At 61.2% G+C, this 25,795-nt stretch carries 23 protein-coding genes and 1 tRNA gene; 7 read left to right on the top strand and 17 right to left on the bottom strand.

Going from position 1 to position 25,795, the window contains the following annotated elements; genetic code table 11:
- Positions 1-33: 33 nt before the first annotated feature.
- Positions 34-2,712 (bottom strand): glycoside hydrolase family 3 N-terminal domain-containing protein, encoded by a 2,679-nt coding sequence (locus AB7E19_RS01025; protein ID WP_427934507.1) that lies wholly within the window; start codon positions 2,710-2,712, stop codon positions 34-36.
- 718 nt (positions 2,713-3,430) lie between these two features.
- On the opposite strand from AB7E19_RS01025, the gene AB7E19_RS01020 reads away from it, so the two are divergent.
- From AB7E19_RS01020 to AB7E19_RS00995, 6 genes are all read left to right on the top strand, one after another.
- The gene (locus AB7E19_RS01020; protein WP_324038436.1) at positions 3,431-5,782 is read left to right on the top strand and encodes a glycoside hydrolase family 9 protein; all 2,352 of its coding nucleotides are present in this window, start codon (positions 3,431-3,433) and stop codon (positions 5,780-5,782) included.
- A gap of 867 nt (positions 5,783-6,649) precedes the next feature.
- Positions 6,650-6,955: a PTS sugar transporter subunit IIB gene (locus AB7E19_RS01015; RefSeq protein ID WP_427934505.1), complete on the top strand. Its 306-nt coding sequence runs from the start codon at positions 6,650-6,652 to the stop codon at positions 6,953-6,955.
- A 27-nt stretch (positions 6,956-6,982) separates the two neighbouring features.
- Positions 6,983-8,335 carry a PTS sugar transporter subunit IIC gene (locus tag AB7E19_RS01010; RefSeq protein WP_427934503.1) on the top strand — a complete coding sequence of 451 codons (1,353 nt, stop codon included), beginning with the start codon at positions 6,983-6,985 and terminating at the stop codon, positions 8,333-8,335.
- Positions 8,336-8,392: 57 nt separating this feature from the next.
- A complete protein-coding gene (locus tag AB7E19_RS01005) occupies positions 8,393-9,772 on the top strand; it encodes a glycoside hydrolase family 1 protein (protein ID WP_102948832.1) in 1,380 nt (459 codons plus the stop codon).
- Positions 9,773-9,782: 10 nt separating this feature from the next.
- On the top strand, positions 9,783-10,094 hold the full coding sequence (locus AB7E19_RS01000) for a PTS lactose/cellobiose transporter subunit IIA (protein WP_010673336.1): 312 nt from the start codon (positions 9,783-9,785) through the stop codon (positions 10,092-10,094).
- A 240-nt stretch (positions 10,095-10,334) separates the two neighbouring features.
- The gene (locus AB7E19_RS00995) at positions 10,335-11,030 is read left to right on the top strand and encodes a family 16 glycosylhydrolase (RefSeq protein ID WP_080560416.1); all 696 of its coding nucleotides are present in this window, start codon (positions 10,335-10,337) and stop codon (positions 11,028-11,030) included.
- Positions 11,031-11,124: 94 nt separating this feature from the next.
- Here the strand turns inward: AB7E19_RS00995 and AB7E19_RS00990 are convergent.
- Positions 11,125-11,212: transfer RNA gene (locus AB7E19_RS00990), tRNA-Ser, on the bottom strand.
- Positions 11,213-11,410: 198 nt separating this feature from the next.
- On the opposite strand from AB7E19_RS00990, the gene AB7E19_RS00985 reads away from it, so the two are divergent.
- Positions 11,411-12,160, top strand: coding sequence for a DsbA family protein (locus AB7E19_RS00985; RefSeq protein ID WP_039041345.1), 750 nt, complete (start codon positions 11,411-11,413; stop codon positions 12,158-12,160).
- Between the two features lie 174 nt (positions 12,161-12,334).
- On the opposite strand, the gene galE is transcribed toward AB7E19_RS00985, so the two are convergent.
- The 15 genes from galE to AB7E19_RS00910 all read right to left on the bottom strand — a co-directional run bounded on the left by galE (position 12,335) and on the right by AB7E19_RS00910 (position 25,665).
- Positions 12,335-13,360 (bottom strand): UDP-glucose 4-epimerase GalE, encoded by a 1,026-nt coding sequence (gene galE, locus AB7E19_RS00980; RefSeq protein WP_319891303.1) that lies wholly within the window; start codon positions 13,358-13,360, stop codon positions 12,335-12,337.
- A gap of 85 nt (positions 13,361-13,445) precedes the next feature.
- Positions 13,446-14,465: a hybrid-cluster NAD(P)-dependent oxidoreductase gene (locus tag AB7E19_RS00975; RefSeq protein ID WP_322131498.1), complete on the bottom strand. Its 1,020-nt coding sequence runs from the start codon at positions 14,463-14,465 to the stop codon at positions 13,446-13,448.
- A 100-nt stretch (positions 14,466-14,565) separates the two neighbouring features.
- Positions 14,566-16,215, bottom strand: coding sequence for a hydroxylamine reductase (hcp, locus tag AB7E19_RS00970; RefSeq protein ID WP_139736627.1), 1,650 nt, complete (start codon positions 16,213-16,215; stop codon positions 14,566-14,568).
- Positions 16,216-16,451: 236 nt separating this feature from the next.
- Entirely contained in the window at positions 16,452-16,919 is a 468-nt protein-coding gene (locus tag AB7E19_RS00965; protein ID WP_010673329.1) for a Dps family protein, read from the bottom strand.
- A 131-nt stretch (positions 16,920-17,050) separates the two neighbouring features.
- Complete coding sequence (locus tag AB7E19_RS00960; protein WP_080944204.1) at positions 17,051-17,593, bottom strand: DUF3833 domain-containing protein; 543 nt, start codon at positions 17,591-17,593, stop codon at positions 17,051-17,053.
- Between the two features lie 11 nt (positions 17,594-17,604).
- Entirely contained in the window at positions 17,605-18,147 is a 543-nt protein-coding gene (locus AB7E19_RS00955; RefSeq protein WP_029313899.1) for a chalcone isomerase family protein, read from the bottom strand.
- A complete protein-coding gene (locus AB7E19_RS00950; RefSeq protein ID WP_010673326.1) occupies positions 18,104-18,322 on the bottom strand; it encodes a TIGR02450 family Trp-rich protein in 219 nt (72 codons plus the stop codon). The genes AB7E19_RS00955 and AB7E19_RS00950 overlap by 44 nt, the downstream gene beginning before the upstream one ends.
- Positions 18,319-18,798 carry a DUF2878 domain-containing protein gene (locus tag AB7E19_RS00945; protein ID WP_045523634.1) on the bottom strand — a complete coding sequence of 160 codons (480 nt, stop codon included), beginning with the start codon at positions 18,796-18,798 and terminating at the stop codon, positions 18,319-18,321. The genes AB7E19_RS00950 and AB7E19_RS00945 overlap by 4 nt, the downstream gene beginning before the upstream one ends.
- Before the next feature lie 2 nt (positions 18,799-18,800).
- A complete protein-coding gene (locus AB7E19_RS00940; protein ID WP_202041089.1) occupies positions 18,801-20,057 on the bottom strand; it encodes an SAM-dependent methyltransferase in 1,257 nt (418 codons plus the stop codon).
- Between the two features lie 106 nt (positions 20,058-20,163).
- Positions 20,164-20,943: a DUF1365 domain-containing protein gene (locus tag AB7E19_RS00935; RefSeq protein WP_042017709.1), complete on the bottom strand. Its 780-nt coding sequence runs from the start codon at positions 20,941-20,943 to the stop codon at positions 20,164-20,166.
- Positions 20,940-22,199 carry an NAD(P)/FAD-dependent oxidoreductase gene (locus tag AB7E19_RS00930; protein WP_201888513.1) on the bottom strand — a complete coding sequence of 420 codons (1,260 nt, stop codon included), beginning with the start codon at positions 22,197-22,199 and terminating at the stop codon, positions 20,940-20,942. Before AB7E19_RS00930 ends, AB7E19_RS00935 begins: the two co-directional genes overlap by 4 nt.
- Positions 22,196-22,930: an SDR family NAD(P)-dependent oxidoreductase gene (locus AB7E19_RS00925; RefSeq protein ID WP_010673321.1), complete on the bottom strand. Its 735-nt coding sequence runs from the start codon at positions 22,928-22,930 to the stop codon at positions 22,196-22,198. The genes AB7E19_RS00930 and AB7E19_RS00925 overlap by 4 nt, the downstream gene beginning before the upstream one ends.
- Entirely contained in the window at positions 22,927-23,355 is a 429-nt protein-coding gene (locus AB7E19_RS00920) for a nuclear transport factor 2 family protein (protein WP_010673320.1), read from the bottom strand. Before AB7E19_RS00920 ends, AB7E19_RS00925 begins: the two co-directional genes overlap by 4 nt.
- Position 23,356: 1 nt before the next feature.
- Positions 23,357-24,781: a deoxyribodipyrimidine photo-lyase gene (gene phrB, locus AB7E19_RS00915; RefSeq protein WP_322131497.1), complete on the bottom strand. Its 1,425-nt coding sequence runs from the start codon at positions 24,779-24,781 to the stop codon at positions 23,357-23,359.
- Positions 24,778-25,665 carry a MerR family transcriptional regulator gene (locus AB7E19_RS00910; protein WP_143237944.1) on the bottom strand — a complete coding sequence of 296 codons (888 nt, stop codon included), beginning with the start codon at positions 25,663-25,665 and terminating at the stop codon, positions 24,778-24,780. The genes phrB and AB7E19_RS00910 overlap by 4 nt, the downstream gene beginning before the upstream one ends.
- Positions 25,666-25,795: the final 130 nt, after the last annotated feature.

Genomic DNA, 25,795 nt, shown 5'->3' with positions numbered 1-25,795 from the left:
CCGACAGGCATCCTGGTGCATCTGGCTGACGGCTTATCGACTCAATCTGCCCTGGCAATCGAGCCTGACCACTTCCCCTGAGGCCCCCAGCAGAGAAGCCGGTACCCAGCGTACGGTCGCCATGTCGATGCGTGCCTGTCCACTGGTGCCCAGGATGAAGGGGGTATTGACCTTCGCGAAGTCCATGCCCTCTTCGAGGCAGTGCAGGGGCAGACTCAGGGTCACCCACTTCTGCGGAGGCAACTGGCGCAAGGCCGGAGCAATCTCGATGGACTTGCCGCAGGGCCAGCCACACTGCAGCCCCAGCGTCATGTCACCCGCTGGCGCCTGCTGCACCCGCAGCGTCACCTGCAGCTCGCTCTCTCCCTTCAGGTAGGTGCGACGATCCGCCCCCTTGACCTGGGTGGTCTGCAACTGGATCGTGGCCCCGGAGTCGATACCCGGCTTGTTCGTCCCGAGGAAGGTGACCGCTCGCGCATCCTGCTGGCGCAGATAGTCGATGGGCTGAACCTTGATGAAGGTCATCTCGGTCACGCTGTTGCCGGAGACTTCAGTCCCCGTCCAGTTGCTGGCATCCCCCATGCGCAGACGGTGTTCTTCACCCGCTTTTGGCCCGAACAGCTCGAGCACCTTGTCAGCGGCGCTCAGTTTGGCGGGGTCGCTCTCGTTGCAGCCGAAGGTACGTTTATCCAGGGTCAGGGTATTGAGGTTGCTGACCCGGGCCGCCACAGGGGAAGGCTTGCCGTAGCTGAGCCCGTAGCCATAGGGGAAGAGCGGTGCGTACTCACCCGCAGGATCCTGCTCGAAGGCTGGACGCTGCCAGCCCGGGATGTGGGTGGGCGTGCGATTGATGGTGGTGGCACACTTGCTGAAGGGCCACGAGAAGGAGAGGCGTCCCTGGAAGTCATGGGCTACCTTGCCCTTGGCATCCCTGAACAGCAGATCGGTGATCCCCTCCCCCTCGGTGCCCGGCAGCCAGGCGGCGACAAAGGCGGAAGAGAGATTGAGCTCCTCATTGACGTAGAGCGGACGTCCGGAGAAAAGCACGGTCACCACGGGGATGCCGGCCGCCTTCAGCCGCTTGAGGGTCAACAGGTCCTCGTGATAGCTGCTCTTGAGATCCCCATAGGCAAGGGTTTTGTTGTCAGGAATGTCGCCGAACCACTCGGCATAGGGATCCTCCCCCATGACCAGGATGGCGACATCGGGCTTGGCTCCCGCAAACTCACCGGATCCCGTGCTCACCTGCACATGATCCGCACCGACGGTGGCGGTCACCGCATCCAGCACGCTCTGGGCACCGGGGAAATCACCTCGCCCGTTTTCGCTGCCTTGCCAGGTCAGGCTCCAGCCCCCCACCTGCTTGCCCAGATCGTTGGCGGCGCTCCCAGCCACCAGCACCCGGCTCTGCCGACTCAGGGGCAGGATCCTGCCCTCGTTCTTGAGCAGCACCAGCGACTTGCGTACCGCCTCCCGGGCCAGCGCCTTGTGCGTCACGGCACCAAGTTCACCCTGCTTGCCCGCCAGCTCACGGGCCGACGGCATGGGTTTCTCCCACAGCCCGGCCCGCATCTTGACCCGCAGGATACGCGTCACGGCATCGTCGATCCGGCTTATCGGGATCTGCCGGCTCGCCACGCCATCGAGCAGGCTCTGGCGAAACTCCATCCAGTCCTTGCGCGCCGTGACCATGAAGATGTCGACCCCGGCCAGCACCGCAGACAGGCAGCTCCCCATGGTGCAACCGGCGATCTCGCTGTGACCGTTCCAATCAGAGACGACAAGGCCATCAAAGCCCATCTTGCCCTTGAGCACGTCGGTCAGCAGATAGCGGCTGCCGTGCAGCTTGCCGTTGTACTCAACCCCGTCTTCTGGCAGCACGTCGCGGTTGAGCTCGTTGTGCCAGCTGTTGAACGAAGCCATGACCACCTGGGCACCGGCATCCAGCCCCGAGAAGTAGCCCACCGCGTGCAGGTTGCGCAGGTCCTCTTCCGAATAGAAGTTCTGACCCCGGTCGACCCCGTTCAGGGTACCGCCGTCCCCCACGAAGTGTTTCACGTTCGAGATGACATGGCGCTGGCCGCGCAGATCCGTCGCGGAACCTTGCAGGCCACGCACCATCTCGCCGGCATAGTGATAGACGATGGCGGGATCTTCGGAATAGCCCTCATAGGTCCGGCCCCAGCGATCATCCCTGGGCACCGCCACTGTCGGGGCGAAGGTCCAATCCAGCCCCGTGGCGGCCACTTCCCGCGCCGTCACCTGGCCGATACGGTAGATGAGATCCGGATCCCGCGCCGCCCCCAGGCCGATATTGTGCGGGAAGAGGGTCGCCGCGAAGACGTTGTTGTGGCCGTGCACCGCATCGGTCGCCCACATGAAGGGGATGCGATACCCCCTGCCCTCAAAGCCCGCTTCCGCCGCCTGCCAATAGGTGTCGGCCTGGTGTGCCCAGTCCTGGGCCGACGCGTGTTTGTTGTTGCCGGGCCAGCCCCCTCCCCCGTTGAGGACGGAGCCAATCTTGTAGCGCGTCACCTCCTCAGGTGTCACTTCACGAAAGTCGGGCTGGATCATTTGGCCAACCTTCTCCTCCAGGGTCATCCGGGAGAGCAGAGCCTGGATCTGGCGCTCCATCCCCTCGTCCCTGGCAATGGCGCTGTGGATCTGCGGCCAGGTGGAAAAATAGGGCATGGTCGACAACTCATCCGCCATCCCGGCACTCCAGATGCCGCACCCCACGAATAGGCAGGTCATAGACCTGGTGAGACCTGTAGTTTTACGCATTTTCCTTATGACTCTCCGGATGTTCTCGTTCATCGCCTGGACTCATCGTTCATGGCGAGTCGTCTTGAAAAACAGTCAAATTTGAAATCGATTGCAAGGATATTAAATGGTAAACAGAAATCTCTTCGTCATTCCAGCAGTATCTTTGTCATGCCATGACAAAGATCCCGCTGAAAGAGAAAATAGTGATGCAACTCACAAACTCGGGGGCGTGCATCATCAGCAGAATACCCAGGAAGGAACAGAGAGAACGGGTAGACTCATGTCAGGAAGATCAACAAAATAAAATCAAAACAATAATTTAAATGCAATCCACCACATTGATTTGCCGCATGAGCTGCCTGGAACGACACCGATATGGCCAAACGGCTGGGGAGTCAGAGGAATGTTGAAAGGATTCAATGGAATTCAATTCAAGTGCATGAATATATCAATAAACGAAAATTTGCCGTCTCCATCACATTTCATAAAAGCAAACTTGATCTGCCAAAAAATTTACTGTTACCTGAATCGTGAAATCGATTTCCACTAAGGGATTGTGTGTGAATCTTGACAGTGAAATGCGGACCGCAGGATGACTCGGTCATTTTCTGCGTGAGTGCGAAAATCGACGCCATTATTTCCGTCTGTGATCAAAGGGGTAACAATGAAAACATCTCGGCTTAGTGCCCTGACGCTTGCCATGTCTTGCGTCATTGGCTTGCATGGCTGCTCCCTGCCCAGCGCAGGGGCATCTGGTTCAGGTACCTCCTCGGCATCTGCCGGGCCTGTGGGTGAATTGCTGACCAATGGGGGCTTCCAGGGAACCGATGGATGGTGGACGGCCGGGGGGACCCTGAACGCCGAGAACCAGATGGGCTGTATCACCTTCACCGAGTCGGGCTCCAATCCCTGGGATGTCATCCTGGGTCAGTCCAATCTCGGCCTGGTGCAGGGGCAAACCTACAAACTCCATTTCACTGCCATGGCCAAGAGCGACATCAACGTCAAGGCCCTGATCCAGCATGATGGCGCCCCCTACACCAACTACATGGTGCAGGACCTCGCCCTCGGCAGCACGCCCAAACCGTTCGATATCCAGTTCACACCTTCTGCCACTGACGAGAAGACCCAGTTCCAACTTCAGATGGGCACCCAGACACCGACCACTGTCTGTATCGGTGAAGCCACGCTATCGGGCCCCTCCTTGATCAAGAAATCGGAGCTGGGCAGCGTGCGCGTCAACCAGGTCGGCTATCTGAGCAAGGCTCTGAAACGGGCGACCATCGCCACCGACAGCAAGGACTCGCTCCCCTGGACCCTGCGCAATGCCCAGGGTGAGACCATCGCGGAAGGCAAGACCACGCCCTTTGGCCTGAATGCCGCATCCGGCGAGAACGTACAGATTGCCGACTTCAGTCAGGTCACCACCCCGGGCACCGGCCTGGTACTGGAGGTCGCCGGCCAGAAGAGTCATCCGTTCAGCATCGGCGATGACATCTATCACACCATGAAATTCGATGCCCTCTCCTTCTTCTATCAACAGCGTAGCGGCATCGACATCGAAGCCAAATATGTCCAGCGCCCCGACCTTGCTCGCCCGGCAGGACACAAGCCCGAGAACGTAACCTGCTTCAACAAGCAGGACGCCAAGGGCAACCAGTGGCCTGGCTGTGACTTCACGCTGGATGTGACCGGCGGCTGGTACGACGCCGGCGATCAGGGCAAGTACGTGGTCAACGGGGGGATCTCGGTATGGACCTTGATGAACCTTTATGAACGGGAGCAGCTGGCGAAAGAGGGTGACAAGAGCGCCTTTGCCGACGGCAAGGTCAAGATCCCGGAACAGCACAACGGCTACAACGATCTGCTGGACGAGTCCCGCTGGATGATGGAGTTCTTCCTCGCCATGCAGGTGCCCGAAGGCAAGAAGGCCTGGGTGCCGGTAGGCGATCAGTCCAAGCAGCTCGACAGCCTGAAACTGACCGAGATCGATGCCTCCGGCATGGTCTTCCACAAGGTCGCCGACGAAGCCTGGACCGGGATGCCGCTCCCGCCCCACAAGGATCCACAACCCCGTTTCCTGAGCCACCCCAGCACGGCTGCGACTCTGAACCTGGCGGCCACCGCCGCCCAGTCCGCTCGCGTATGGAAGGATCTGGATCCGGCCTTCGCACAGCGCAGCCTGCAGGCAGCGGAACGAGCCTGGAAGGCGGCCAACCGCCATCCGGACGTCTATGCCTATGACAACTTTGTGGGATCCGGTCCCTATGATGACACCAACCTGAAGGACGAATTCTACTGGGCTGCCGCCGAGCTGTTTGCCACCACCGGCAAAGCCGAGTACAAGCAGGCCGTCCAGCAGTCCCCTCTCTATCTGGCTGCCCCCAAGGGGGATCGCAGCGCAAGTGGTGATCTCTACTGGCAGGATCTCAGCAGCGCAGGGACCATCACGCTGGCCATGGTGCCTAACAAACTGGGCAAACAGGAAGTGGAGAAGGCGCGCGCCGCTATCATCGCCGCAGCTGACGGCTACCAGAAGAGCGTGGCGACGGAGGGCTACCTTATCCCCTATCAGGCGACCGAATACCCCTGGGGCTCCAACTCCAACCTGATGAACCGCAGCATCTTCCTCGGGTTGGCCCATGACTTCACGGGAGAGCGCAAATACCTGCAGGCCATGTCCGATGCCATGGACTATGTGCTCGGCCGCAACCCCCTCGATCAGTCCTATGTGTCGGGCTACGGCAGCCGTCCGCTGAAGAATCCGCACCACAGGTTCTGGGCTCACCCCATCGACCCCGCGTCTCCTCTGGTACCACCAGGCGTACTCTCGGGCGGACCGAACTCCATCAACTTCAGCGATCCCGTTGCCTCCACCCTCAAGGGCAAGTGTACCGGCCAGACCTGCTGGAAAGATGAGATTGGTGCCTGGACGCTGAACGAGGTCACCGTCAACTGGAATGCCCCCTTCTTCTGGACGGTCAGCGTACTGGATGAAGGTGGATTGACCCGCTGATCACCCTTCCAATGCTCCGTCCCCGTGACGGAGCATTGTTTTACTCCCCTGCCATTCTTGCCCAGGACAGCTCCCGCACCGGTCGCCACCCTCCGCTTTACGTTTCCCTTTTCCCTTTTCCCTTTTCCCTTTTCCCTTTTCCCTTTTCCCTTTTCCGTCATCATTCAGAGGCTGACGGCAGCAGAACCCTCTCTTATCGATCATTTCATTGCATCTGACCGCACCTTCGCAACCCTGCCTTTTACATGTCCGTCTCTTGGCCACCTTATTTGCGCATCCACTTGATCCCTCATTTGCCATCAGATCTGCTGACGCCATCTGGGCATCACCCGCTCCCCGCCTCTTCTACAGTGCCTCGTGCGCGAAGAAGGCGGGACAGCAAGATACCCGGCTCCTGAATCGGGTTTCGTGACCCTCAGCGAGAACCACAAGGAAACCCCAGGCTGAGCCCGCCATCTGAGCAAGACACTGTACAGAGCCCCTTAGCCGCCACCATGACGCCCTGCCACCAGGGGGTGAAGGAGCACGGCGATGGGCTCGGTTACCCGGGGTTGCTGGCATGGTCGCCGGATCGACACCATGCCGAAAGCGCCCTCTGCATCATGCAGGGGTCCAGGAGCAGCATGAAAACCACGATAGACTTGAAATCGATATTTCAAAATACCAAATCGAATAAACATGGCGTAAACCACATCATAAAAACAATTATAACTAACTGATAAATAACGATATTTTATTTTATATGCCTTATATCAGATATCCATCAAGTGATCGCGATCACAATTACAAAACCCCATTCGTGAAATCGATTTCCCACATTGTTGCATCGATCTATAGTGAGCCCAGCTTAATAACTGAGGAATGATCATGAAAAAAATCATGTTGTGCTGCTCTGCCGGGATGTCCACCAGCCTGCTGGTGAAAAAAATGCTGGTAGAAGCCGAAAAACGGGGCCTGGTTGCCGAGATCAAGGCTTTTGGCGCATCGGAGTTCGATGACCAGATGCCCCATTACCAGGTGGTCTTGCTGGGACCGCAGATCAAGTACATGCAACCGGAGTTGCAAGCCAAGGCGGCGGCTCACGGCATCAAGGTACAACCTATCGACATGATGGATTACGGCATGCAGCGCGGCGACAAGGTGCTGGACTACGCCCTGTCCCTGATTGGTTAAGCGTGCTCACAAGGAAGGACACACACTATGAGTTCACTCTATGGGATGCTGGTCAAGTTGATCGAACAACGGATCGGCCCATTGGCAGGAAAACTGGGCCAGCAACGCTATGTTCTGGCCATCCGTGACGGTTTTATTGCCGCGCTGCCGTTCATGATCGTCGGCAGCTTCATGCTGGTCTTCATTTTCCCACCCATCTCCAGCGAAACCACCTGGGGCTTTGCCAGAGCCTGGCTGGACTTCTCCAACACCTATCGTGCCGAACTCATGTTGCCCTTCAACATGAGCATGGGGCTGATGACGGTCTTCATCTCGGTGGGCGTCGCATCCAGCCTGGCCAAGCAGTACTCCCTGGACCCCATCATCACGGGCCTGCTGTCGCTGATGTCGTTCATGCTGGTGGCGGCGCAATATAAAGACGGCACCATTTCCACCCAGTATTTCTCCGGTCAGGGTATCTTTACCGCTCTTATTTGCGCCATCTATTCGACCGAGGTCTATGCCTGGCTCAAGCGCAACAACATCACCATCCGTCTGCCCGAGCAGGTGCCGATGGGGGTGGCGCGCTCCTTCGAGGTGCTGATCCCGGTCCTGGCGATTATCCTGACCCTGCACCCCTTCAACATGCTGCTGCAGGAAACCACAGGCATGATCCTGCCCGAGGCGATCATGTCCATGCTCAAACCGCTGGTAGCGGCTTCCGACAGCCTGCCTGCCGTCTTGCTGGCGGTGCTGTTGTGCCAGATCCTCTGGTTTGCTGGCATCCATGGCTCCATGATCGTCACCGGTATCATGAACCCCTTCTGGATGGCAAACCTGGCCAGCAACCAGGCAGCCATGGCCGCCGGCCAAGCCATTCCCCACACCTTCCTGCCCGGTTTCTGGGAGCATTTCCTCTTTATCGGCGGCGTGGGCTCCACCTTGCCACTGGCATTCCTGCTGATGCGCAGCCGCGCCGTGCACCTGCGCACCATAGGGCGAATGGGTGTTGTCCCCGGGTTCTTCAACATCAACGAGCCGATCCTGTTTGGTGCTCCCATCATCATGAACCCGGTCTTCTTCCTGCCATTCATCTTTGTACCTGTGATCAACGCCATCCTGGCCTGGTTCGCGGTGGATCTGGGTCTGGTTGAGAGGGTCGTGATGCTGACCGCATGGACCACGCCGGCCCCCATCGGCGCCTCCTGGGCGACCAACTGGGCCTTCAGTCCGGTCATCATGTGCTTCATCTGCATGGGGATCTCCGCCCTGATGTATTACCCCTTCGTGCGGGCTTACGAACGCACCCTGCTCAAGCAGGAAGCCGAGATGGCTGAAGCGGAAGAAGCGGCCAGATCAGAAAAAGCAGACACAATCACACCGATTCAGAGTCAGGCGTAAGCGCCAGGCGTGCGGGCGCCACGCCGCCTGCACGCCGGTCATCAAGAGGAAACTGCAATGCAATATACATTCCCCGAAGGCTTCTGGTGGGGTAGCGCCTCGTCGGCCGCACAATCGGAAGGGGCTGCCAATGTGGGCGGCAAGGCACCAACCATCTGGGATCACTGGTTCGAGACGGAGCCACACCGTTTCCATGGTCAGGTTGGCCCGGCCAACACCTCCACCTTCTACGATCGTTATCGTGAAGACATCGCATTGATGGAACAGATTGGCCACAACAGCTTCCGCACATCCATCTCCTGGGCCCGGTTGCTGCCGGATGGCCACACCGTCAACCAAGAGGCCGTCGACTTCTACAACAAGGTTATCGATGAGCTGCTGGCCAAGGGGATCAAACCTTTCATCGGCCTGTTCCACTTCGACATGCCGATGTACTGGCAGGAGCAGGGAGGCTGGGAGAGCCGCGAAACCGTGGCGGCTTATGCCGAGTACGCAGCGCTCTGCTTCAAACTGTTCGGTGATCGCGTCGCCTGCTGGATGACCTTCAATGAACCCGTTGTGGTAGTGGAAGGAGGGTATCTGTATGACTTCCATTACCCGAACCAGATGGACTTCAAACGGGCAGCCCAGGTGGCCTATCACATGATGCTGGCCCACAGTCTGGCGGTGAAGCGTTATCGCACACTCTCCCTGCCCGGTCAGATCGGCATCGTCCTGAACCTGACCCCCTCCTATCCGCGCTCTTCAAACCCGGCAGACTTGAAGGCCTCGTTCATTGCCGACCTGTTCTTCAACCGCGCCTTCCTCGATCCTGCGGTGAAGGGGGTTTATCCCCAGGAGCTGATCGATATCCTGCGCGAGCACGATCAGATGCCCGTGGTGCAAAGCGGCGACTGCGAACTGCTGGCCGCCGGCAAGATCGATCTGCTCGGCATCAACTACTACCAGCCGCGGCGAGTGAAGGCACGCATGACGGCCATCAACCCGGACTCCCCTTTCCTGCCTGACTGGTTCTTCGAGAATTACGAGATGCCAGGCCGCAAAATGAACCCTTATCGCGGCTGGGAAATATATGAGCGCGGTATTTATGACATATTGATCAACCTGCGCGACAACTATGGAAATATCCCAAGCTATATCTCCGAAAATGGTATGGGTGTCGAAGGGGAGCACAGATTCATTGGTGAAGATGGTCAGGTAAAAGACGATTATCGTATCGACTTCATTCGCGGCCACCTCCAGTGGATTCATACCGCCATTGCTGAAGGAAGTCATTGCCGTGGTTATCACCTGTGGACCTTTATTGACAACTGGTCCTGGATGAATGCCTACAAGAACCGTTATGGATTCATCAGCCTTGATTTGGAAAGCCAGCAGCGCACCGTCAAGAAAAGTGGTGAATGGTTCGCCAACGTCTCTCGTAATAATGGATTTTAAGGAGTCATAAATGATGGATCTTGAAGAAGCAGTCATGGGCATCATCGTCAATGCCGGCCAATCTCGCAGTCTCTGTTTCGAAGCCCTGCGTCAGGCTCGTGCTGGCCAGTTCAGCGAAGCGGATGCCTTGCTGCTCCAGGCCACCGACGCGGGGAAGGCTGCCCATGCCGTACAAACCAAACTGATTGAAGCCGATGAGGGCGAAGGCAAGACCAAGATGACACTGGTCATGGTACATGCCCAGGATCACCTGATGACCTCTATTCTGTGCCGCGAACTGGCCACCGAACTGGTCGAGATCTATCGCCGCCAAGCCAGCTGATTTTAACTCATCGGATCGGGAGTCCGTGCTTTTGCCACCGTTATATACGGTGGCTTTTTTTATTCTGGTTATACCAGCCAGCCGTCATGTCTTTCATACCTTTTTCAGGCAATTTCAAAAGTATGAAACTGTCATGACGCGATACCAGTATAAGTTTCAATATCTGTTTATGGCTATTCTGATGCTGCTTGTAGTCATCAATAAAACACTCATTAATAAACACACAGGAATGTGGATAATATGCGTAAACTTGGACTGATGTCAGTATTGCTGATGGCGGGAGGATTATATTCCACTCAGGCATCGGCATGGTGGTGGAGCAATCAGGATTGGCAGGTCTCTGATGGTTGGCGCAATGGCGGGTCAGAATTCGACTGCACCTGGCGCGCCGCCAACGTCTGGATGGAGTCCGGCACGGCCATCCTCCATGCGAAATCCGACAAAGGAAACAAGAGCTGCGCTGAGCTGCGAACCTACAACTACACCCGCAAGGGTCGTTATGAGGTGCAAATGCAGGCAGGATCGGTGCCCGGCACCATCAGCTCCTTCTTTACCTATACCGGAGATGCAGGCACCAGCTCTCACTATGAAGTCGACATCGAGCTGATGGGGGGCACCAACCTGCTCCATACCAACGTCTGGATCCAGGGGCGTCAGTATCCCCAGGACATCGACCTGGGCAAGTACGGTATCTCCATCTGGAACATGGAGCGCTACGCCTTCAACATCGACGAGGCGGGAGTCACCTGGCAGGTCTTCAGCCGTACCCAGAACAAATGGGTGAGCGTGCGCCGCGAGAGCCGCCCCGTCACCAGCTGGATGCAGACGTTTGTGAATAACTGGATCAGCGCCAACCCGAGCTTCCCGCCCAGCTCCTACAACGGCCAGCCCGTCTACGCCAAATACAAGTACGCCAATGTGACGCCCTGGGAGTGATCGCGATGGTCAACTAAATCCGGGCACACGGTGGCATACCCAAAACCGAAGACACAAAAAAGCCCAACTGAATAAATCAGTTGGGCTATATAGATGGCGGAGGAGGTGGGATTTGAACCCACGGATGGTCGCCCATCGCCGGTTTTCAAGACCGGTGCATTCAGCCGCTCTGCCACCCCTCCGCAGCAGTGCGACGCATATTACCCATGCCCCCAGCCCTTGTAAATCCCTACTCCGTTTGTTTGCCCATTTATTGGGCTATCTGGCGCACAAAACCGGCAAAACCGCTGCAAACCGTGCTTTTTCAAGCGGATGGCTTGACTTGAAAACAGACTCACCCACTATAGGGGCCACTACCACATCCCCAGCAAGATGGACTTATGAGAATCAAACATGCCCTGTTCGCCGCCCTGACCGGCGCGACCCTGCTTGCGGCGCCCGTGCAGGCGAGCGAGCTGACCAAGAGCGATGTCGAGCAGATCGTGCGCGACTATCTGGTCAAGAATCCGGAGATCCTGGTCGAGATGTCCAACGCCCTGCGTGCCAAGCAGGAGAGCCAGCAGGCCGAGAACGACAAGACGCTGATAGAAGCCCATGCCAAGCAGCTCTTCGCCAACCAGGATCCCGAGAGCGGCAATCCCAAGGGCAGCCTGACGGTGGTGGAGTTCTTCGACTACAACTGCGGCTACTGCAAGCGCGCTCATCCCCTCATTCAGCAACTGCTCTCTGAGGACAAGGAGATCCGCTACATCTACAAGCAGTTCCCCATCCTGAGCGAAACCTCCTACTACGCCGCCCGCGCGGCGCTGGCGGTGAAGCTCGGCCAGCCCGACAAATACCAGGCCTTCCACGACAAGCTGTACGCCCATCAGGGACCCCTCTCCGACGAAGCCCAGGTGAAAGACGTCGCCAGGGCCGCCGGCGTGGACTGGAGCAAGGTCGAGGCGAAGATCAAGGACGGCAGCATCGATCAGAATCTGGGTACCAACCGGGCGCTGGCCGAAGCCATGGCCATTTCCGGTACCCCGGCCTTTATCATCGGCGATCAGATCCTGCGCGGCGCACCGCGGGATCTGGCCAGCCTCAAGGCCATCATCAAGGATGTCCGCGCCGGCAAGAGCATTCAGTAACCCGCGCGTTGTGCATGAAAAAACGCCCCGGCATGCCGGGGCGTTTTGCTGTTCAGGCTGCAAACCATCAGGCCTGATGGGCCGTCGCGAGAAGCTGTCAGCAAGGCGAAGAGCAGCGCTGGGACCCGAGTTTATATGAAAAAATGAGGTTCCCGAGCAGCGCATGACCCTTGATCACGGCTTCGCAGCAGGGCCATAACCGTTCGGGTTCTGGCTTTGCCAGCGCCAGGTATCGATCATCATCTGCTCCAGACCCCGCTCGGCCTGCCAGCCCAGCTCGTCACGGGCCAGGGCCGGTTCAGCCCAGCACTCGGCAATATCGCCGGGGCGACGGGGCTTGATCTGGTAGGGAATTGCACGGCCACTGGCTGCCTCGAACGCCTTGACCATCTCCAGCACGGAATAGCCCTGACCGGTGCCGAGGTTATAGGTGAAGACGCCGGTATCACTCTTGATGCGGGCCAACGCTTTGAGGTGACCGATGGCGAGATCCACCACGTGGATATAGTCGCGCACCCCGGTACCGTCCGGCGTCGGGTAGTCGTTGCCAAAGACCCCCAGCTCCTTGAGCTTGCCCACGCCGACCTGACTGATGTAAGGCAGCAGGTTGTTGGGGATGCCGTTGGGATCTTCACCGATGAGGCCGCTCTCGTGAGCCCCCACCGGGTTGAAGTAGCGCAGCAGCACGATGGCCCAGCGAGGATCGGATTTGGAGAGGTCACGCAGGATCTCTTCGACCATCAGCTTGGAGCGGCCATAGGGGTTGGTGGCGCTGGTGGGGAAATCTTCCCGCAGGGGTACCGAGGCCGGATCGCCGTAAACGGTGGCCGAGGAGCTGAATACCAACCGGAACACGCCGGCCTTGGCCATCTCTTCGCACAGCACCAGGGTGCCGGTCACGTTGTTCTGGTAGTAGGTGAGCGGGATCTGGCTCGACTCGCCGACTGCCTTGAGGCCGGCGAAATGGATCACCGACTCGATCTGGTGGACGGCAAACAGCCGTTGCAGGCAGGCCCGGTCCAGCACATCCCCTTCGACAAAGATGACCGGCTTGCCGGTGATCCGCTCGACCCGTTTGAGCGATTCGGGGGAAGCGTTGGAGAGGTTGTCCAGCACCACGACCTGCTGCCCGACGTTCAAGAGTTCAACCAGGGTATGGGAGCCGATATAGCCGGCGCCCCCTGTAACCAGAATTGTCATTTTTTATCCCGTCTTCGACTGAAACTGGGGCTGAGTCTACCTGCCTGGCCCACTCGGGAAAAGCGCGAGATGCCAGGAACGCGCTTCAATAGTCGACGCTGACATCCCCGCTGGCGGTACAGGAACAGGCCAGCGCCACCCCGCTCTCGAGGTCCTGCGCGCTCAGGGTCATTACGCTCTGGCGCTCGATTTTTCCCTCCGTGGTACAGCGACAGGCCCCACACACCCCGGCACGGCAGGCCGCCATCATGGTCTCCCCCGCCCCTTCCAGTGCCGCCAGCAGGGTCTGACCCGGCAGGATCTTCACCTTCTTGCCGCTCTTTTTGAGGGTCAGCCAGAAGTGGTCGCTGCCGGCCGCAACTGGCGCCGCACTCGATGTTCCAGCAGGCAGGCCGAACGACTCCTGGTGCAACTGCGCTGCCGGCAGTCCCAGCTCCGCCAGCATGGTGCAGACGGCGGTCATGTAGGGGGCTGGGCCACACAGATAGACGTGGCGCGCCAGCAGGTCTGGCGCCAGTTCCCTCAGCATCTCCGGTGTGAGCCGGCCAACCCAGGGATAAGCCGTCGGCGCCTCTTCCCCTACTTTCTCCAGCACTAAAGCGTGGCGCACGCCGGAATGGGCAGCGGCCAGCGCAGCCAGGTCATCTGCGAAGATCACATCCTCCGGCGAGCGGGCGCTGTGAATGAAGCGGATGTCTGCATCCGGCCGTTTGGCCAGCTCGTCCCGCAGCATGGCCCACATGGGGGTGATGCCGGAACCGGCGCTCAAGAGCAGCGGCTGCTCGCAGGGCAAGGCTGCCAGGTTGAAGTCGCCGAAGGGGCCGTCTACCCGGATCTCGTCCCCCACTTGCAGGCTCTGGTGCAGATGGTGAGAGACCAGCCCCACATCCTTGATGGTGACCTGCCAGAAAGGATCCTGCGGGCTGGAGGAGAGGGTGTAGGCGCGGCAGTGGGGCTGGCCGTCAATCATCGTGTGCAGGGTGACGCACTGGCCAGCCAGCACGGAGGGCAGGTCGCCAGCCAGGGGTTCAAATTGCCAGCTCGCCACGTCGTGGGTCTCTGCCCGGCGGGCTATACAGCGCAGGCTCAAAGAGGTGGAGGTCATCGCAAGGCTCCTCTTGCTCGGAAATAGCGTTGAAAAAAGGCGAGCCATCAGGCTCGCCAAAGGCTTACAACATGCTGAGCGTGTAAGGCTGTATCTTTGCTCAGGCCGCCAGGATCTCGGCGAGATCCGCGTCTGCCGTGGTGGTTCCTTTCAGGCCGAACTGCTCCTCCAGCACCTTGAGCAGGGCCGGGGTGAGGAAGGCCGGGGCGGTCGGGCCGGTGCGGATGTCCTTCACGCCGAGTGCAAGCAGGGTGAGCAAAATGACGATGGCTTTTTGCTCGAACCAGGAGAGCACCAGGGTCAGGGGCAGATCGTTGACGCCGCACTCGAACGCGTCGGCGAGCGCCAGGGCCAGCTGGATGGCAGAGTAGGCATCGTTGCACTGACCCACGTCCAGCAGACGGGGAATGCCACCGATGTCGCCGAAATCGAGCTTGTTGAACTTGTACTTGCCGCAGCCCAGGGTCAGCAGCAGGCTGTCCTGCGGGATCGCCTTGGCAAACTCGGTGTAGTAGGCGCGCTCGGCACGGTCTCCGTCACATCCCCCCACCAGGAAGAAGTGGCTGATTTCGCCAGCCTTGACCTTGTCGATCACCGCAGGAGCGGCCTGCATCAGGGCGTTGCGGGCAAAACCGATGGTGATGAAGTGCTCGAGCTCAACGTGCTTGAAGCCTTCCAGCGCTTGCGCCTTGGCGATAACGGCGGAGAAATCTTCCCCTTCCAGGTGGGTCACACCGGGCCAGCCGACGATGGAGCGGGTGAAGATGCGATCCGAGTAGTTGCCCACGTTCGGGTCGATGATGCAGTTGGAGGTCATCACCACGGCGCCCGGGAAGTTGGCAAACTCCTTCTGCTGGTTCTGCCAGGCGGAGCCGTAGTTGCCCACCAGGTGCGGGTACTGCTTGAAGAAGGGGTAGGCCAGCGCCGGCAGCATCTCGCCATGGGTGTAGACGTTGATGCCAGTGCCCCTGGTCTGCTCCAGGATGAGCTTGAGATCCACCATGTCGTGACCGGAGACCAGAATGCACTTGCCCGGTACCGGAGTGACGCGTACCTGGGTCGGCTCGGGGTGGCCGAAGGCGGTGGTTTCACCGAGATCCAGCATCTCCATGATCTTGAAGTTCAGCAGGCCAATATCCATGGCGCACTTGAACAGGGGATCCAGATCGCAGGGATCCGTGCCGAGCCAGCTCATGATGCGATGGAATTCGGCGGCGACCCCGGCATCCTGCTGATCCAGCACCCGGGCGTGTTCCATGTAGGCGGCGGCACCCTTGAGGCCATAGAGGCAGAGCAGGCGCAGCCCCATGATGTCTTCGTTGACCTCGTTCTTGCCCCGGTTGACCGCGGTCTGCGGCGCCTGGGCAAGCTGGGCCAGCAGATCGGCACCCGGCTCGAAGCTGGCCGCGGCGGGCAGTGTGTCGGCCTGCACCGCCAGCGGTGCCAGCTTGGCGGCCAGTTGCTGGCGATAGGCCAGCGCCTGGTTGACGTAGGCGACGATGCGAGCGGAGTCGAAGTTGACGTTGGTGAGGGTGGCAAAGAACGCCTTGGGCACGAAAGCGTCTATTTCGCTGTCGACGATGCCGTGCTCGCGGGCCGCCAGGGCCCAGGCGCTGAGCCCTTGCAGGGTATAGATCAGCACATCTTGCAGGTCGGAAGTTTCCGCCGTCTTGCCGCACATGCCTTGTGCATAGGCGCAGCCGTTGCCTGCCGGGGTACGAATAGTCTGTTCACATTGCACACAAAACATCATGTCTCTCCTAATTGGACATTTCAGTTATCTGTTTTGTGGCGATTCTATTCCCCTCCTGGAAAACTTAATAGGCATTCAATTTACCAATTAACATTTCATTGATGCAGATCAAATAGAAAAAAGCCGCCCAAATCGGGCGGCAAGCGGGTGGGAAATCAAGGAGAGACAACTCGGGTTTGCAACAACAGGGGCAATGATACGGGCCGGGGCATGGGCAGCCGGCCCCAGGTTCATCAGGCCAGATAGGCGCGCAGCATCCAGACCAGTTTCTCCTGCTGCTGCACATAGTCGGAGAGGATGGACGCAGTCCCTTCATCACCGGCATCGGCGGCCTGACCCAGGATGCGGCGCTGGGCAACCAGCAGTTCGCGGAAGCTCGCCAGCAGGGATTCCACGCAGGCACGACCGTCATGCAACCCCTTCTGCTCGGGGATGGCGGACACCTGGATGTAGTCGCTGAAGCTGTGCAGGGGCACCCCATCCAGGGTCAGAATGCGTTCGGCCAGGGCATCGACTTTCAGCAGCAGGTCGTTGTAGATCTCTTCGAATTTCAGGTGCAGCTCGAAGAACTGGTTGCCGCGGATGTTCCAGTGGAAGCCACGGACGTTCATGTAGAGGATCTGGTAGCTGGCCAGCAGCTTGTTGAGCTCGGCGGCCAGGGCTTGTGATTGAACGGTATCAAGACCAATGGGGCTCTTCATGATTCACCTCCAGGTGGTAAGCATTATCGGGAACGGAGTCAGCTTATCCAGAAGCAGACTCAAAAGACAATCGCCCGTGCCTTGCCGATCAATAGCCAATGGCTATCGTCGGCAAAAAAATGCACCGGCTTTCATTGCTCAAGCCGTTCGATATAGAGGATCACCTCGCCGAGATGAATGCCGAACTTGCTGATCTTCGCGCGGTTGATCAGGCGGTCGTCGTCCAGCAGATACATCCAGTCATCAAAGCTCACCCTCACCACGCTCTCATCCGGCAGAGCCAGATCGAGTTGATAACGCCAGTTGAGGGCAAAGCCCTCTGTCTTGCCTACCGCCTCCCCCACCACGTCTGAAGCCGTGCCGCGCCAGTGGCCATCCGCCCCCTTGCTCAAAAACCAGGTGCGGGTCTGCCGACGGCCATCATCGAAGTAGAACTGCTCGAACAGCTCTCCCTTGCCCTCTCGCCAGTTCCCCTGCATCTCGACCCGAAAGCGACTGGTCACTTCGCCGCTGCGGTCCGTCACCAGGCCGTGGGCCACCAGCTTGCCATTGAAGAAACGGGCGAGATCCCAACCCGGCCGGGAGCCGCGATAATCGTCAAGACCCGCGCCGCAACCAGAGAGCCACAGCAGGGGCAGCAACCAGGCAAGACGCCACCAGGAAGAGAATTTCATGGAATACTCCATCAGGATTGGCCGCGCAGGCGGCGGGTCAGAGCGGGATCCCGGCTGTCGTCAGTCAGCCAGATAGCAAGAAACGCGGGGGCGAAGGCGGGATCATCGAGAGAGCCAAGGAGGCGATCTCGCAACCAGAAGTGGCCCGTGCCTTGCTCGTCCACATAAAAAACCAGCTTGTCGCCGGGGGCGACATCCGGCCAGAGCGTGGCCAGTCGAGCCAGCCAGCGTTGGCGCTCACTCTCGCTGCCAAGGCCGAGCCGCTGCCACTCGGCGGCGGTCGCCTCCAGCAAATCCTGGCGCTCGATGGCCCTCGCGTAGGTAATGCTGAGGGCCTGCGGGTAGCGCCCCGGCTGATAGCGGCCGCTCTCGCTGTAGAGGGTGGCGTCATAGAGCTTGAACCAGAGCCAGCGCATCTCCCCCTGTCCCACGGTGCGCAGCCCCTGCCAGGGGGCGGCAACGCTCTGGGCGGTCGCAAACAGTGGCAGGCTCAAGGCCGCCAGCAGCAGGCTAGTTCCACCCCATGTGCCAACGGGCGGGATCCTCCAGTTCATGCCAGTCCATCTCCTGTTCCTGCAGGGTGTTGATATCCTGCATCACCACGCTCGCCAGATGCCCCTGGGCATCGCGCTGGCAGGCCACCACCAGGTAGAAACGCTCGGCCAGCTCGCACTGGCCATCCCTGGTCCACTTGGAAAACAACAAGGTGTCGGTCGAAAAGGTGTTCATCTCGTCTCACCCTCCAGCTTGACCGTTACCCACAAGAGTACGGGTAACCACCACATCCAGATCACCGCCAGCAGCACTGCGCTTGTCCAGATGCCCCAGGGTAAGTTTACTGCCCCCATGGCGGCCCCCGCCATATAGGAGGAGGCGCCCCCCACCATGCCGAACAACCCCTGTTGCCAGCGCGGCAAGGGGCGAAGCCAGCGAAGACCGTGGGAGAGGGTCAGGGCGAAACCGCACCAGAGCAGCAACAGCCAGAGCGGAAAACCGGACGGAAAGTGAAACAGGCCGAGGCGCCAGAGCAGGATGTCGAGCAGGCAGCCAGCCAGGGCGACCGGGATGAGGCGCCAGTCCTGCCCACGGCGGGGGGAGAAGATGAAATGGAGCAGCAGCATCCCGAGCAGCGGGCCCGGTTGCTGCCATGTCACCGCCAGCAACCAGTAGAGGTTGAATCCCAGCAGGTGGGCCCACTGCCACATGATCAGCGACCGCTTGCCGGCAAGTCCCCGGACCAGCCATGGGGCCCCGGCTTGGCGGCCTCCAGTTGCACCAAGCTGATGGCCCGCTCCCAGAATCCCCCTTCACAGTAGGCGAAATAGAAGTGCCAGAGCCGGATGAAATCCTGGCTGTAACCGAGCTTGGGCAGCTCTGGGGCCAGCGCCAGGAAGCGTTCGCACCAGTGGGCCAGGGTACGGGCATAGTGGTGGCCGTGATCGTGCAGCCGTACCAGCTGCATGTCGGTCTCCCGCGCCAGCAGACCCGCCATCTGGGAGACGCAAGGCAAGCAGCCTCCCGGGAAGATGTAGCGCTGGATGAAGTCCACCCCGCGCAGATACTGGGCGTGGCGCTGATCGGCGATGGTGATGGCCTGGATCAGCAGGCGTCCGCCGGGCTTGAGCAGGCGCGACAACTGGCGGAAATAGTCGGGCAGGAAGGCGTGCCCCACCGCCTCGATCATCTCGATGGAGACCAGCTTGTCATAGCGTCCCTCCAGCTTGCGGTAATCCTCCAGCAGCAAGGTGATGCGATCTCCCAGCCCCTCCCGCTCGATCCACGCCTTGGCATAGTCGTGCTGGGCCTGGGAGATGGTAGTGGTGGTGACCCGGCAGCCGTAGTGACGGGCCGCATAGACGGCGAGACCGCCCCAGCCGGTGCCTATCTCCAGCAGATGGTCGTCCGGCCCAAGCTCAAGCCGCTCGCAGATGGTGCGCAGCTTGGCCTGCTGCCCCTCCTCCAGGGTGGCATCCGGGTGGGGATAGATGGCGCTCGAATACTGCATGTGATCGTCGAGAAAGCCCTGATAGAGGGTGTTGCCAAGGTCATAGTGGGCGGCGATGTTCGCGCGCGAACCGGTCAGGGTATTGCGATTGAACCAGTGGCGCACCTTGTTGAACGGGAAGCTGAGCCAGCCGAGGCGCCGTTCCAGGGCGTCGAGCAGCGGCAGGTTGCGGGCCAGCAAGCGCACCAGTGCCACCGGCTCCGGGCTGGTCCAGAGACCCTCCACCCAGGTCTCTCCTGCGGCGATGCTGCCCCCCAGCAGCAGGCGGCGATAAAACGCCGGATCCTGCACCACCAGCTCGGCATGCAGGTCGCTGCCCGCCTTGCCGAAACGGTGGCACTCGCTGCCGTCGTGGAGCACCAGCTGGCCCTGCTCAAGGCGCGCCAGCAATTTGAGCAGCAGTTGCTTGGCCCCCTTGTCGATGAAAGAGGCAGAGAGGGTTGATTGAGCAAGTTCCATTAGCGGCTCTCCGAATGGGTCAAGAGTGGGGTCGTTCGGTTGGGATGAACCCGCACCATGGGCTGCTGACAACACCAGGAAGCGGAGTTAAACGGGTGTGTCAGCGTCACGGGCGGCTCTCCGGATGGGTGAAGACGGGGGTGCGTTTGATAAAAAGGCGCAGGGCCTGCCAGTAGATCCCGAGCAGCACCTTCAGGGTCATCCAGGGCCAGCGAGCCAGCAGCGCCGCCAGCCCCTTGCGCGACAGCGGCGCGCGGCGCAGGGCCAGGGTGGCGTCAAACAGCTTGCTCTCACCGGATACGGGGTGGCTCTCGATATGGATCAGCGCCTCCTCTTTCGGCGCCCGGATGCGCCAGTGGTAGCGCATCCCCAGTCCCATGAAGGGGGAGACATGAAAATCCTTGTCATGGGGGGAGAGCGCCGCCAGATCCAGCAGGTAGTAGTGGCGCTCGTTCCAGGGGGTATTGGAGACCTCCGCCAGCAGGTAGCGGGTCTCCCCCGCCCGATCGCAGAAGTAGAAATTGACCGGGCTGAAATAAAACCCGAGGCAACGCACGTTGCCAAGGAGCAGCACCCGTCCGCCGGGCTCCGCATCCCCCCCAAGGGCCGCCACCTTGTCCCAGACCGCCTGCTTGAGGGGCCCTTCGCTGCCCCGCAGATAGTCCTCGCGGCGAAACGAGAGCAGTCCGGCCCGCTCCACGGCAAACCAGCGCCCCTGCTCAAGCCCGGGCAGTTCGTCCAGATCCAGCCCCAGCATGAAGAGGCTGTATGAAAAAGCGTGGGCCCTGGGGGCGAAGCGGCGATGGCGCACCGAGCCTTGCCAGATGGCGCTGATCCCCTCCCCCATTCCCTCGTCCCCCTGCGTCAAGGCCGCGGCGCCGCTCATAGCTCGGCCCCGAAGCGTCTGGCCACGTCCAGGGCGCTGCGCACCCCGTCCTCGTGAAAACCGTTGTACCAGTAAGCCCCGCAGAAGTGGGTATGCTGATGGCCACAGATCTCGCCCCGTCGCTGCTGGGCGGCGATGGAGCCCTGATTGAATACCGGATGATGATAGACGAAACGGCGCAACACCTTGCTCTCGTCCACCCGTCCACGGGGATTGAGGCTGACGCAGAAGGGCGCGGAGGAGCTTACCCCCTGCAGGATGTTCATGTTGTAGCTCACCAGGGGGCGCGCCCCGTCATCCTCACCGAGCTGGTAGTTCCAGCTCGCCCACGCCTTGCGGCGCATCGGCAGACAAGAGGCGTCGGTGTGCAGCCAGACGTCGTTGGCCTGATAGGGCATGTTCCCGAGGATGGCCCTCTCTCCGTCGCTCGCATCCGCCAGCAGGGCCAGGGCCTGATCGCTGTGACAGGCGAAGATCACCTCGTCAAAATGGGCCTCCTGCCCCTGGCTGGTGACCACGACGCCATCCGCCACCCGGCGCACCGCCTCCACCGGGGTAGCGAGGCGGATGCGCGACTGCCAGCCCGCCGTGAGCGGCCCTATGTACTCTCGCGAGCCACCCGGGATCACATACCACTGGGGCCGGTTCGCCACCTCCAGCAGCCCGTGGTTGGCGAAAAACCGCAGGAAGAAGCTCAAGGGGAAGGCACGCATGTCCGCCAGGGTGGAGGACCAGATGGCCGCTCCCATGGGCAGGATGTAGTGGCGGGCGAAATAGTCGCTGAATTTCCCCGCCTGCAGGAAGTCCCCCAGGGTCAGCTCGGGGGTCAGCTCCCGCTGGCGATGCGCGGCCAGCCAGGTCCGCGCCTCCCGGTTGAAGCGCAGGATCTCGGCAACGAAGCGATAGAAGCGCGGGCTCAGCAGATTGCGGCGCCGGGCGAACAGGGTATCGAGGTTGTGGCCGTTGTACTCCATCCCCTCGGGACTCTTGACCGAGAAGCTCATCTCGGCGGGTTGGCGCCCCACCCCGATGCGCTCCAGCAATTTGAGGAAGTTGGGATAGGTGCGGTCATTGAAGACGATGAAGCCGGTGTCGATGGCATAGTGGCGCCCAGCCTGTTCCACCTCCACGGTGGCGGTGTGGCCTCCCAGGGTCGGCGCCGCCTCGAACAGGGTGATGTCATGCAGCTTGTGGAGCAGAAAACCGGCGGTGAGACCGGAGATACCGGAGCCGACGATGGCGATCTTTTTCTTCATGAAGGGCGTCCTTTCGAAACGAGTGTGCGGCCAAGGCGCAGCCAGAGCCCTGTCGGCAGGGCGCCGAGCAGGCGCAGCAGCCAGATGAAGCGACGGGGAAAGTGGATCTGGTGGCGACCGGCGGCAAGCCCCGTCATGATGGCGCGGGAAGCCTCTTCCACCGTCACCAGGCAGGGCATGGGAAAATCATTCTTGTCGGTGAGCGGCGTCTGCACGAAGCCCGGGCGGATCAGGGTCACCCCGATGCCCTTGCTGGCCAGATCCAGGCGCAACGTATCCGCCAGATAATCGAGGGCCGCCTTGGAGGCGCCATAGGCCTCCGCCCGTGGCAGGGGCAGCCAGCTCACCGAGGAGCTGACGATGGCAAGCCGTCCACCCGCCCCCAGCCGCGGCAGCAAGGCGGCCAGGGCGTTGCCGGTGGCAATGAGGTTGGTCTCGATGACCCGGGCAAACAGGGCGCCGTCAAAGCCTTCTGCCGGATCCATGTATTCACAGTTGCCCGCATTGAGAATGAGCAGGTCGAGGGCGGGCAGACTCGCGGCCACTCCGGCCATGGCGGCGCTATCGCGCGCATCAAATCGCAAAGGGGTGATCCCCAGGTCGGCCAGTGCCTGCAAGCGCACCTCGTCCCGGCCACAACCCCACACCTGCCAGCCGGCGCGCCGATAATCCAGCGCCAGCTGGCGGCCGATGCCCGAGGTGGCCCCGGTGATCAGCACCCGGCCGCTCATGTCCCCAGCCTCCCCTTGATGGCACGTACCACGGGCCCCAGCAGCGGCAACTGCTCGTAGAGCATGGCCCCGAGATCGAAGTAGTCCCGGTGCAGGCACACCTTGCCCCAGGAGTCGAACGTCAGCCGGGTGGCACCCTCGACCCTGACAGCCCGGCCACCGGCAATCCTGGGGTGGGAGAAGGTCATGACCCAGGCGAGCCAGGCTTCGTTGCCCGACTGCTGCTGACTCGTTATCTCGAAACTGCACTGGGCAAGGCGCTCATAAAGGGAGGAAAAGTAACGGGTGAGCGCGGCCAGCCCCTCTATCCGGTGCGCAGGATCGATGAAGAGCACCTCATCGGCATAGACCTCCGGCAAGCGGTGCAACTGATGCTTGTCCAATTGCAGGTAGAGGATGACAAAGCGGGCCAGCGCGTCATTCATGCTAGTTTTTCTCCAGTTCGCGGAACATCTCGATGGCCCTCACCCGTGCAACGGCATGATCCACCATGGGGGCCGGATAATCCTGCCGCCCCTTGAGCCGCAACCAGTCGTGGGGCTCGTGGAGATAGGCAGCAGGCACATCCGCCAGCTCAGTGACCCAGGTACGAATGAACTCCCCTTGTGGATCAAATCGTTGCCCCTGGGTGGTGGGGTTGAAGACCCGGAAATAGGGCGCCGCATCGGCCCCGGTCCCCGCCGCCCACTGCCAGCCGCCATTGTTGGCCGCCAGATCCCCGTCGATGAGCCGACTCATGAAGTAGTCCTCCCCAAGCCGCCAGTGGATATGGAGATCCTTGGTGAGGAAGCTCGCCACTATCATCCGCAGCCGGTTGTGCATCCAGCCGGTGGCGTTGAGGCAACGCATGGCCGCATCGACCACGGGGTAGCCGGTGCGCCCCTCGCACCAGGCGGCGAAGGCATCCGGATCCCAGCTCCACGGCAGGGCCGCCGTCTCCGGCTTGAAGGGGCGGTTCATGGAGAGGCTCGGGATCAGCACCAGCAAGTGGCGGTAGAACTCGCGCCAGATGAGCTCGTTGAGCCAGACGAAACCGGGTTGGGCCTTCGACTGGGGCCGGTAGCCGAGACGCTGCTGCAGCGCCCCCACGCACTGGCGGGCACTGGTGATGCCCGCCGCCAGATAGGGGGAGAGCACGGAGGTGCCCGCCAGCGCCGGAAAGTCCCGGGTCTCGCCGTAATCGAGCACCGCCTGATCCAGAAAGGCGTGCAACCGGCGGCTCGCCTCGGCCTCCCCCACCGGCCAGCGGGTGTCCGCCGTCAGATCCCCCAGCCCGTCGTCCACCCACTCCCGCTCGGCCAGGGGCAGCCACGGCAACGGCTCGCCGCGTGGTGCGGGGGCACGGTGAATGACGAAGCCATCCTCCTCGAGAGCCTTGAGCCAGGCGCGGCTGAAGGGGGTGAAGACCTTGAACATCTCCCCCGACCCGGTCAGCACACGACCGGGCGGCAGCACGCAGCAGCCGTTGAACCAGTGGCTGGTCATGCCCTGCTCCCCCAGCGCGGCGCTGACGGCCTGGTCGCGGCGCAGCTCGTCAATCTCGATGGCCTGGTTGGCGTAGAGCTGGCTCACCCCGAGCTCCCGGCAAAGCGCCGTCAGCGCCGTCGGCACCTCGGCAAAGGTCTCGACCCGCAGCAGATGAAGCGGAATGCCGAGGGCCGCCAGCTCGCGGCCCATGGCATCCACCTGTGCCAGCATGAAGCGCTGGCGGACCGGGGCCAGCTTGTGCGCCTGCCACTGGGTCGGCGAGACGATGAAGAGTGCGGCGACCGGTTCATCTCCGGCGCAGGCGTGGCGCAGGGCCGGGTTGTCGGCCAGACGCAGATCGTTGCGAAACCAGACCAGCCTCATGACGGTGTTCTCCCGCCCTTGCCCTTCGCCTTGGCAGTGCGGGGCGTCGCACTGACCTCTGCCAGGGTGGCGTGCCAGTTGCGGGCACGCCGCCACGGCTCATCGTAGAGGCGTCCCAGCTCGCCAAAGAAGCGGGTGCCCTCAGGCCATTCGGCTGCCTGGTCCTGCTTGCCGAGCCCGGCCCCCAGCAGGATCAGCCAGGGGGGAGTGGCGCGCCCCTCCAGCAAGGTGGCATGGCGGGGCTCCACCGCCCCCAGCAGTTGCACCTCATATCCCTGACCGATGAGCTCATACGCAGCCCAGACAAGATCCAGCGGCCCCACCTGCCCCCAGCTTGCCAGGGTGACGGGGATGCCCTTCTCCTGCTCGATGAGGTGGCGGGCGAAGCGGGTATGCAGCCAGCCGAGCCACACCTGTTGCAGCAGCTCGCCATCGGGACGCTCGCGCCAAAGCCCCAGCAGCCGCTCCACCAGGGGCTGCAGTACCCGGCTGCGCACCAGCTCGAAGGGGTAGCTCGCCAGCAGATCGCCAAGCTCGGCCTCCGCCTTGCGCTGGTTGAAGGCGAGCAGCGCCTGGCTGAACTGCTCCAGGGTCTGCTGCCAGTGATCGCTCACTGGCGCACTCTGGGGCTCGCTCAACAGCCCCTTCACCTGACCTATGCTCACCCCCCGCTCCAGCCAGCTCAGGATCTCGCCTATCTGGCGGATGTCCTGCTCGCTGTAGAGGCGATGGCCCTTCTCGGTTCGGGCCGGTTGCACCAGCCCGTAGCGGCGCTGCCAGGCGCGCAGGGTGACGGCGTTGACGCCGGTGAGGCGGGAGACCTCGCGAATGGGGTAGACGCCCTCGTCGGGGAGAGGCGCGGCGGCTTGTGATTCATCAGACATGAGAGAGTCCATCAGACGTTGGGAAGAGGCCCCGGTGATCCGCCGGGGCCTGCACAGGGTGTTCAGAGCCCGTAGCGCAGCTTGAGCGTGTCGGGATGAAGGTCGAGGTAGGCCTGATCGGCCAAATCCA

The organism is Aeromonas sp. (genome assembly GCF_050252055.1).
GTDB lineage: Bacteria > Pseudomonadota > Gammaproteobacteria > Enterobacterales > Aeromonadaceae > Aeromonas > Aeromonas caviae.
The sequence above is the reverse complement of the archived record's forward strand: the minus strand, read 5'-3'. Positions and strand labels throughout refer to the sequence as shown.